Below are 8,698 nucleotides of genomic sequence, written 5' to 3' on the forward strand. Positions count from 1 at the left end.
CAAACACCGTCGCTTGCACCAGTGCTAGGTCAGCCGATCACCCGCGCCCGACAAGGCGGCCCCCACCGCAGGGATACCACAATTCGCCTCGATCGAAAACTTTTGGCATCGTTTGCGCACACTGTTTGCCACGCTGGAGAGACTGGCCAAGGCCGATGCATTCCGCGCGCTGAGATTGAATTGGCGGTAGGCGCTGTAGGCGATTCAGACGACCCCGACGCCTTCGTCGGGCAGCAAGCCGTATCTTTTCCTGAAGCCCCATGCGGCTCAGGAGCATCTGCATACCCGAGCGTTTCCAGCCCGACGGCGATCACGCCGCCAGCAGCTTGTCCACGGTGATGGGTAGCGAGCGCACCCGCTTGCCGGTGGCATGATAGATCGCATTCGCGACGGCGGCCGCGACGCTGACGATCCCAATCTCGCCCAGGCCCTTGACGCCGAGCGACGTCACCTCGGGATCGGGCTCGTCGACGAAGATCACCTCGATCTCCTCGATGTCGGCGTGGGCAGGGACATGATACTCGCCGAAGCTGTGGTTGATCCACTTGCCCAGCGCCTTGTCGGGCATGGTCTCCTCGTGCAGCGCCATGCCGATCCCCATCACGACGCCGCCGAGGATCTGGCTGCGCGCCGTCTTGGGATTGATGATCCGGCCGGCCGCCACCGCGATCACGACGCGAGTGATGCGCACCTGGTCGAGGTCCTCGTCGACGCGCGCCTCGACGAACACCGCGCTGTGCGTGTTGCGCGCCTTGGTGGCGAGCGAGATCATGCCACCGATGCCGGGAGACGCGGTCTCCTGCGCTTCGATCGCGTCGAGCCCGCCTGCCCGCATGGCGTCGAGCAGACCGACGCGGCGGCTCGGGTCGTCGCGGCTGATCATCTCGCCGCCAGCGAACTCCAGCTCCTCGACCGAGCCGACGCCGTGGAGCGCGCGGCCCTCGATCTTGTCGGCCGCCTTCAGCAGTTGCTTCGCCAGCGACTGGCAGGCGAGCTGCACCGCCGCCCCGGTCGATGCCGCTCCCCAGGAGCCACCCTCCACCGGTGCCGTCGGCAGGTCGCTGTCGCCGAGCCGCGCCGTGATGCTGTCGGGCGACAGGCCAAGCGTGTCCGCGGCGACCTGCACCATGACCGTGTAGGTGCCCGTGCCGATGTCGGAGGTGGCGGACGCGACCTCCAGATGGCCGTTCGCGGTCAGCTTGGCCGAGGCGGAGGTCTTCATGAAGTTGGCTTCCCACAGCCCGGTGGCGACGCCCCAGCCGATCAGCTCGCGCCCTTCCTTCATGGAGCGCGGTTCGGCCGAGCGCCTGGCCCAGCCGAACCGCTCCGCGCCCTCGTCATAGGCCTCGCGCAGCGCCTTGGAGGTGAACGGCTTGCGGCTCATGTTGTCGATGTCGGAATAGTTGAGCAGGCGGAACGCCAGCGGATCGATCCCTGCCTTGTAGGCCAGCTCGTCGATCGCGATCTCGAACATCGTCATGCCGGTCGCCGCGCCCGGCGCGCGCATGTCGGCCGAGGTGTAGGTGTCGCGCGGCGCGATCGCGTAGCTGCCCTGAATGTTGGGGCAGGCGTAGTTGATCATGCCCCAGGTAACGATGTCCTCCATATTATACTCGAACCGCGAGGTGGAGGTGGTGGCATCGCCCAGCACCGCCGTCAGCTTGCCGTCCGCGTCCGCGCCGAGCTTGATCTGATAGGTGCATTCCGGCCGGTGGCCGTGGCTGAACATTTGCGAGCGGGTCATCACCACGCGTACCGAGCGCTCAAGATGGATCGCGGCCATGGTCGCGACCTGGAGCTGCCATTGCGGCCGGAGCGCGCCGCCGAAGCCGCCGCCGACATAGGCGTTGACCACCCGCACGTTCTTGGCGCCGAGCCCGTATGCGCTCGCCACCAGCCCCTGAGAGGTCTGCGAGCCCTGGACCTTGTCGTAGATCGTGACGGTGCCGTCGCCGTGCCAATGCACGGTGGAGGCGTGCATCTCCATCTGCATCTGATGCTCGACCGCAAGGTGATACTCGGCCGTCAGCTGGAGCGGCGCTTCGGCAAAGGCGCCTTCCGCGTCGCCATGGTTCTTGGGCGGGTGATAGGTGTCGCGCTTCTTGCCGGGACCTGGCAGGAACTTCTCGGCGAGTGAGGCCTCGAAATCGATGTTGTGCGGTTCGGCCTCGTACGTCACGTCGACCAGGGTCGCGGCGAACCGCGCCGCCTCGAACGTCTCGGCGACCACCACCGCGATCGGCTGCGCGTTGAAGAGGATGCGGTCGTCGTGGAAAGCCTTGAACGGCTCGCCCGGGATTTGCAGCTGGTCCTTCCAGCTGCGGTTGAGCCAGGCGTGCTTGGGGCGGTTGAGGTGGCTGAGGATGTCGACGACGCCGGGCACCGCGCGCGCGGCCTCTTCGTCGATCGCGATGATTCGGCCCTTGGTGATCGCGGACACGATTGTGACGCCGTAGAGCAGGTCGGGGACGTGATACTCGGCGGCGTACTTGGCCTCGCCAGTGACCTTGGCGACGCCATCGACTCGGCTGAGCGGCGTACCGATACCGACCTTCTGGGGTGCGTTCATGGGTTCGCCTCCTACGCGATGCGCTTATCGGTCTGGGATTGGGGCGTGCCGGCGGCGGCCTGCGTCAGCGCGCGGACGATGCCGCGGCGGCCGAGCTCGATTTTGAAGGCGTTGGTCGGCTGGCCGACCGCGCCGGCGAGCAGCGCCTCTACCGCCGCCGCGAACACCGCGTCGCCGGGCTCCCGGCCGATCAGCAGCTCCTCGGCCTCGCGACGGCGCCACGGCTTATGCGCAACGCCCCCCATCGCGATCCGGGCCTCGGCGACCCGGCCCTCCTCAATCCGAAGACCGACCGCGATCGACACCAGCGCGAAAGCGTAGCTGCGCCGGTCGCGCAGCTTGAGATAGGTGTAGTTGCTGGCGAACCCCTCCGGGGGCAGGTCGATCGCGGTGACGATCTCGCCGGGGCGCAGCGTGTTGTCGGCCCAGGGTTCGTCGCCGGGCAGGCGATGATAGTCCGCGAAGGCGATCGTCCGGGTCCCATCGGGGCCGGCCACCTGCACCTCGGCCGCCAGGGCGGCGAGCGCCACGCACATGTCGGAGGGGTGGGTGGCGATGCACTGGTCGCTGGTGCCCAGCACGGCATGGACTCGGTTGAACCCGCCGATCGCGCCGCAGCCCTGGCCGGGCGAGCGCTTGTTGCAGGGCGTGTCGACGTCGTAGAAATAATAGCAGCGGGTGCGCTGATTAAGGTTGCCGCCGTTGGTCGCGGCGTTGCGCAGCTGTGGACTGGCCCCGGCGAGGATCGCGCTCGCCAGCATCGGGTAGCGTTCCTGGACGCGGTCGTCATAGGCCGTCTCGCTGTTCGTCACGAGCGCGCCCAGTCGCAAGCCGCCGCCGTCCAGCTCGACGATCTCGCGCAGCGGCAGCCGGTTGATGTCGATCACCTCCAGCGGGCGCGCGACATTCTCCTTCATCAGGTCGATCAGGTTGGTGCCGCCGGCGAGAAAGGCCGCGCGGTCGGGCGTTCCGGCTCGGATGGCGTCGGGCAGGCTGTCCGGCCGCGCATAGTCGAACCGGATCATGCCGCGTCCTCCTGTTCGAGCACATCGAGGACGGCATCGGCGATGTTCGTGTAGGCGCCGCAGCGGCAGATGTTGCCGCTCATCTGCTCGCGCACCTCAAGCCGCGAATGCGCATGTCCTTCGTTGATTAGGCCCTGTGCCGAACAGATCTGGCCGGGCGTGCAATAGCCGCACTGGAACGCGTCATGCTCGACGAACGCGGCTTGGAGCGGGTGAAGGTGGCCGGTCTGACCGAGCCCTTCGATCGTCGTGATCTCGCAGCCGTCGAGCGTCACCGCCAGCTTGAGGCAGGAGTTGACCCGCACCCCGTCGACCAGAACCGTGCAGGCACCGCACTGCCCGTGATCGCAGCCCTTCTTGGTCCCCGTCAGGTCGAGCTTGTCGCGCAGCAGGTCGAGCAATGTCGTCCATGGCTCGATCGCCAGGCGTCGCTCCTCGCCATTGATCGTCAGCACGGTCGCAACCTCGGCGATCGGCGTCGCGGCGAGCGTCCTGAGCATCTCGGTAGTGGCCATCGCAATATCCCTTTGCTTGCGTTCAGCCGGCCGCGACATCGGCGAGCAACGTTTGGGCCGCGAGCTTGCCGAAGCCGTTCGCGGCCAGCGGGCTTGCGCCGGTGATCAGCTTGCGATCCTTGTGCGTCGAGGCGTCCGCCTCGCTGTTGGCGATGGTCACGCCCAAGGCCTGAAGCTTCTCGCCGAAGAACCAGCCGAGCTGTCCCGGCAAATAGCCGACATCGACGATCTCGCGATCCTGCGCGTCCGGAAAGGCGGTGATCGTGTAGCCGGCGAACGGAAAGCCGCCGCTATCGCCCGTGTTCGCCAGCGAGAGCAGCGCCGCCGGACCATGGCAGATCGCTAGGATGTGACGATCGCTGTCGAGCGCCCAGCGCAGCACGGCGGCAACCTCGGCACTCTCGTGCAGGTCGATCAACGGTCCATGGCCGCCGGGGATGAACACCGCCGCATAGTCGCTGTCCGGCCCCAGCCCCGCGACGACGTCGGACAGCTTCAGCGGCTGCTGGAACCGCTCCAGATAGGCGCGGTGAAGCCCGGTGATCGCCTCGTCCTCGTTGGGCATCGCCCAGAACTCGAACTTCATCGAGTTGCCGGACACCGTCGCGATGTCGAACTCGAAACCGGCTTGGCGCAGATGGTACATCGGCACCAGCGTCTCGATCGGGTGATTGCCGGTCGAGAACAGCGCGCCGTTCGCGACCTTCAGATAACGCTCGTCGACCCCGATGACGAGGATGCGGCGCGTGCCGGTATAGGGCTGCGGGTAGTCGGCACCTTCAAGATCGCTCTTGGGACTGGTGGCCTGACCCAGCGCGAACTTGGAAGGAAAGAACGCGTTGAACTCAGCCTCGTCGGGCTGCGGCTCCTTGCTCAGCGGCAGGATGCTCATGGTTGGTCTCCCGATCTCTTTTAGATGCTGCCTACAGGGGCTTGATGCATCCAGATAGAGTGATGGGTAGGAGCGTAGGAGGCCCCTTCTCATCCTATGACCGTCAGTCCCCCTCTCCCGGCGTCGGGAGGTAGCTCACCAGCGACAGGTCCGGCCGCCCTTCGGAGACGAGCGCCACGCAGGTCAGGTCGATACGTCCGCGCGTGGGATGGCTCAGCCGCTTGATCCCTTCGTGAAAACCCCGGACGTCCAGCTCCTGCCACCAGTGGCGGAACTCCTCGCTCTCGGCACCGATCTCCTCGACCAGCGCGTCGAACGGTGCCTTGTCGGACGTCTTCGCGCGCGCGCCGCGGAACAGGCCGATCGTGCCGCGCGCGATGCCCTCCCAGCCGTGGATCAGCTCGCGATAGGGAGGGTAGAGGAACATCAGCCACAGCGTGTTGCGCGCACGCGGCTCCAACATCCCATAGTCCACGAACACGTCCGCCGCCGCCGCATTCCAGGCCAAAATGTCGAGGCGGTCGCTGCGCAGATAGGCCGGCACGGGGTCGAGCGCCTGGACAAGGTTCAGAAGACCGTCGCTCGGGTCGTCTCCGGTTCCGGCGATCGGCGGCCGGCGCGCCGACAGCGCGAGCAGATGCTCGGCTTCTGCCTGGTCAAGCCGGAGAACGCGAGAGAGCCGCTCTAGCGTCGCCATCGACACATTGATGTCGCGGCCCTGCTCCAGCCAGGTATACCAGCTGACGCTGATCCCGGCGAGCACGGCGACCTCCTCGCGACGCAGGCCGGGCGTCCGGCGCTGGCCGGTCGACAGGCCCAGATCCGGCGGTTGCAGCCGAGCGCGGCGGCTCGCCAGGAACGCTCCTAGCGCCTTGCGCTCCTCCGCAGCTGGTTTGTTCATCCCGCTTTCCTCGAGTTTAGTCTCGCCGCGCGTTCCGCCAGGATCGACTGCCGCAATATCATGAAGTAGACCGGTCGACACCTGATGATCAGATCATAGGCGAGGTCGCTCGGCGACACCCGCCACTGACTGAGGTTTCGGTCGATTGCACCCCCTACACGTCAATCTCGAGCTGCCGCTCATGCTTTTCGCTCGCGGCCAGCCCACGCAGCCCCGGCGTTGACGTCGCTCTCGGGGCGAGCACATTGACGAGAATACGGCGGAGCGAGGTCAACGTCACCAACCAGCGCTACGTTACCCAAGCACGCACATCATCGACACGATAACGCAGTTTACTGGTTTGCCCGCCACCTACGGGGTGACTGTCGGTTACAGCTTCCAGGTCGCTCTCAGCTCAGGGTCATCATGTCGGCAGGCGCGAAGGACCTGAGCCCGGCCGCGTCGCCCGTGCGTACCTTCCTGACCCAGTCGGGATCGGTGAGCAGCGCGCGCCCGACCGCGATGAGATCGAACTCCTCGCGCTCCAGCCGATGAACCAGGTTGTCGAGCGAACTCGGCGTCGAACTCTCGCCCATGAACGCGCCGAGCATATCGCCGGACAGCCCGACCGAACCGACGCTGATGGTCTTGGCGCCGGTCAGCTTCTTGGCCCAACCGGCGAAGTTGAGGCCGCCCTCACCGTCGATGTCCGAGAACTCGGGCTCCCAGAACCGGCGTTGCGAGCAGTGCAGCACGTCGGCGCCGGCCTCGACCAGCGGCACCAGCCACTCGGACAAGGCGTCGGGCGTCTCGGCCAGGCGGGCGGCATAGTCCTGCTGCTTCCACTGGCTCAGCCGCAGGATGACGGGGAAGTCCGGCCCGACCGCCGCGCGGACGCTCCTGACCACCTCCGCCGCGAACCGCGTCCGTTCCCTCACCGTCGCCCCGCCGAACAGGTCGTCGCGGGTGTTGGTCTCGGCCCAGAAGAACTGATCGATCAGGTAACCATGCGCGCCGTGGATCTCGACCACGTCGAAGCCCAGACGCCTGGCATCGGCGGCGGCGCGGCCGAAGGCGTCGATGGTGTCGGCGACGTCCTCCTCGCTCATCGCGCGGCCTCGCGTCGCGCCCGGAGCCATCAGTCCGGACGGGCTCTCTACCTCCGCTCCGGGCAGCCACTCGGTCATCGGATTGGCGACCGAGCCCACATGCCAGATCTGCGGTCCCATCCGGCCGCCCGCCGCGTGCACCTCCTCGACCACGCGCCGCCAACCGGCCAGCGCGGCCTCGCCGTACAGATGGGGGATACGCTCGTCGTTCTTCGACGACGGACGCTCGACCACCACGCCCTCTGACAGGATCAGCCCGACCTCCCCCTCGGCACGGCGGCGGTAATAGGCGGCGACGTCCTCGCCGGGCACGCCGCCTGGAGAGAAGCTGCGGGTCATAGGTGCCATGACGATGCGGTTCTTGAGCTCCAGCGAGCCCAGACGAACGGGCTGGAACAGGATGTCGAGGTCGGAAGAGGGCATGGGACGGCTCCGTTGGATCACTGCGTCAGGTATAGTCTCTATACCTGAGGTCAATTGGGCACTAGAAGGCAACCAAGGCACCCAGGAGAAACCATGCAGTCCCAAGACGCGCCGCTGGACGCCAACTGTCCTCATCGTCTGCTGATCGATCAGGTGACCGACAAATGGTCGATCCTGATCCTGACCGCGCTCGACGCGAACCCGCTGCGGTTCAACGCGCTCAAGCGGCGGCTGCTAGGGGTCACCCAGAAGGCCTTGACCGCCAGCCTGCGCCGCCTGGAGCGCAACGGCCTGATCGGCCGCCGCGTGGTCACGCTGTCGCCGGTCGCCGTCGAATATCGGATAACGCCGCTGGGCCGCACCCTGCTGCCGCCCTTTCTAGCGCTTTACCGCTGGACGGTCGACAGCCTGCCGGCCGTGGAGAAGGCTCGACACCGGTTCGACATCGTCGGAGATGAGAACGCGGATGCGATCGCTGCGTAAGCGATGATTATGTGTCGATGAGTGTCAGGCTAGCTGCGGAGTGAACGTGGAAAGTCGGACACTTAGGCCCTCTGGCCTTCCCTGAATTGGACGCTTGTTCATACCGATCGAGCGATCGATCCGTCCGGTAGCTCGACAGACGCCGTTGACATGGGATCACTTCATCTAGCCTTGGTCCGCTCCATGCTTCTCCCGGCTATCTTGTAAAATAGATCGGATCGAGGTCGCGACGAACGCAACCGCAAGATCGGCGCGGTGGCGCTCGTGAGTCGCCATGTCGATCCGGAAACCGTCGACCACGATCGGTGGCGGCGCCGTCGCCAGCCCGGCGGCGCGGTCACCCGTCAGCACCAGGCTCGGCAGCAGCGCCAGCATCTGCGACGCGCGTAGCAGGTCGGGCACCAGCAGGAAGCTCGGCACCGCCAGCCCGACCCGCCGCTCCAGCCCCGTCGCGGTCAATCGGTCGTCCACCTCGGTCCGCGTCGCGCCCTCGGCGGAAACAATGATGTGAGGATAATCGAGCCAGCCTCGCGCCGCTTCGTCCGCCAGCGCCGGATGGCCGGCGCGCCCGGCGAGCCGGTACTGCTCGTCGACTATATGCTCGACCAGCACGCCGCGTGGCGGGCCGGGGCGGAACACCGACACCGCAATGTCGGCAACGCCGCTCGCCACGTCGGCCAGCGCCGCCGCGCCGCTGCCCCAGCCGCGAAAGGCGAGCGTGACACCCGGTGCCTCGGCGGCGGTGGCCGGGATCTTCATCAGGTCGCGGTGCACGATGTGCGTGGTGCCGCAGGCCTTGTGC

8 protein-coding genes are annotated in these 8,698 nt (G+C 66.8%); 1 reads left to right on the plus strand and 7 read right to left on the minus strand.

All coding sequences use genetic code 11. The features are described from left to right. Positions 1 to 310: 310 nt before the first annotated feature. From HUU96_RS06905 to HUU96_RS06930, 6 genes are all read right to left on the minus strand, one after another. Complete coding sequence (locus HUU96_RS06905; RefSeq protein ID WP_174292102.1) at positions 311 to 2,569, minus strand: xanthine dehydrogenase family protein molybdopterin-binding subunit; 2,259 nt, start codon at positions 2,567 to 2,569, stop codon at positions 311 to 313. An 11-nt stretch (positions 2,570 to 2,580) separates the two neighbouring features. Beyond that, complete coding sequence (locus HUU96_RS06910; protein ID WP_174292103.1) at positions 2,581 to 3,594, minus strand: FAD binding domain-containing protein; 1,014 nt, start codon at positions 3,592 to 3,594, stop codon at positions 2,581 to 2,583. Then, on the minus strand, positions 3,591 to 4,094 hold the full coding sequence (locus HUU96_RS06915) for a (2Fe-2S)-binding protein (protein ID WP_174292108.1): 504 nt from the start codon (positions 4,092 to 4,094) through the stop codon (positions 3,591 to 3,593). The genes HUU96_RS06910 and HUU96_RS06915 overlap by 4 nt, the downstream gene beginning before the upstream one ends. 37 nt (positions 4,095 to 4,131) lie before the next feature. After that, positions 4,132 to 5,001, minus strand: a complete 870-nt coding sequence (gene hchA / locus HUU96_RS06920; RefSeq protein WP_174292104.1) for a glyoxalase III HchA — start codon at positions 4,999 to 5,001, stop codon at positions 4,132 to 4,134. 103 nt (positions 5,002 to 5,104) lie between these two features. Beyond that, complete coding sequence (locus HUU96_RS06925; RefSeq protein ID WP_174292105.1) at positions 5,105 to 5,902, minus strand: helix-turn-helix transcriptional regulator; 798 nt, start codon at positions 5,900 to 5,902, stop codon at positions 5,105 to 5,107. Between the two features lie 389 nt (positions 5,903 to 6,291). After that, positions 6,292 to 7,413 (minus strand): NADH:flavin oxidoreductase, encoded by a 1,122-nt coding sequence (locus HUU96_RS06930; RefSeq protein ID WP_174292106.1) that lies wholly within the window; start codon positions 7,411 to 7,413, stop codon positions 6,292 to 6,294. A gap of 93 nt (positions 7,414 to 7,506) precedes the next feature. Between HUU96_RS06930 and HUU96_RS06935 the strand changes: the two genes are divergently transcribed. Further along, positions 7,507 to 7,896, plus strand: a complete 390-nt coding sequence (locus HUU96_RS06935) for a winged helix-turn-helix transcriptional regulator (RefSeq protein ID WP_174292107.1) — start codon at positions 7,507 to 7,509, stop codon at positions 7,894 to 7,896. Positions 7,897 to 8,061: 165 nt separating this feature from the next. On the opposite strand, the gene HUU96_RS06940 is transcribed toward HUU96_RS06935, so the two are convergent. Continuing rightward, on the minus strand, positions 8,062 to 8,698 hold a 637-nt coding region (locus tag HUU96_RS06940), incomplete at its 5' end, for a LysR substrate-binding domain-containing protein (RefSeq protein ID WP_254605078.1).

This window comes from Sphingomonas bacterium (assembly GCF_903644135.1).
Lineage (GTDB): Bacteria > Pseudomonadota > Alphaproteobacteria > Sphingomonadales > Sphingomonadaceae > Sphingomonas.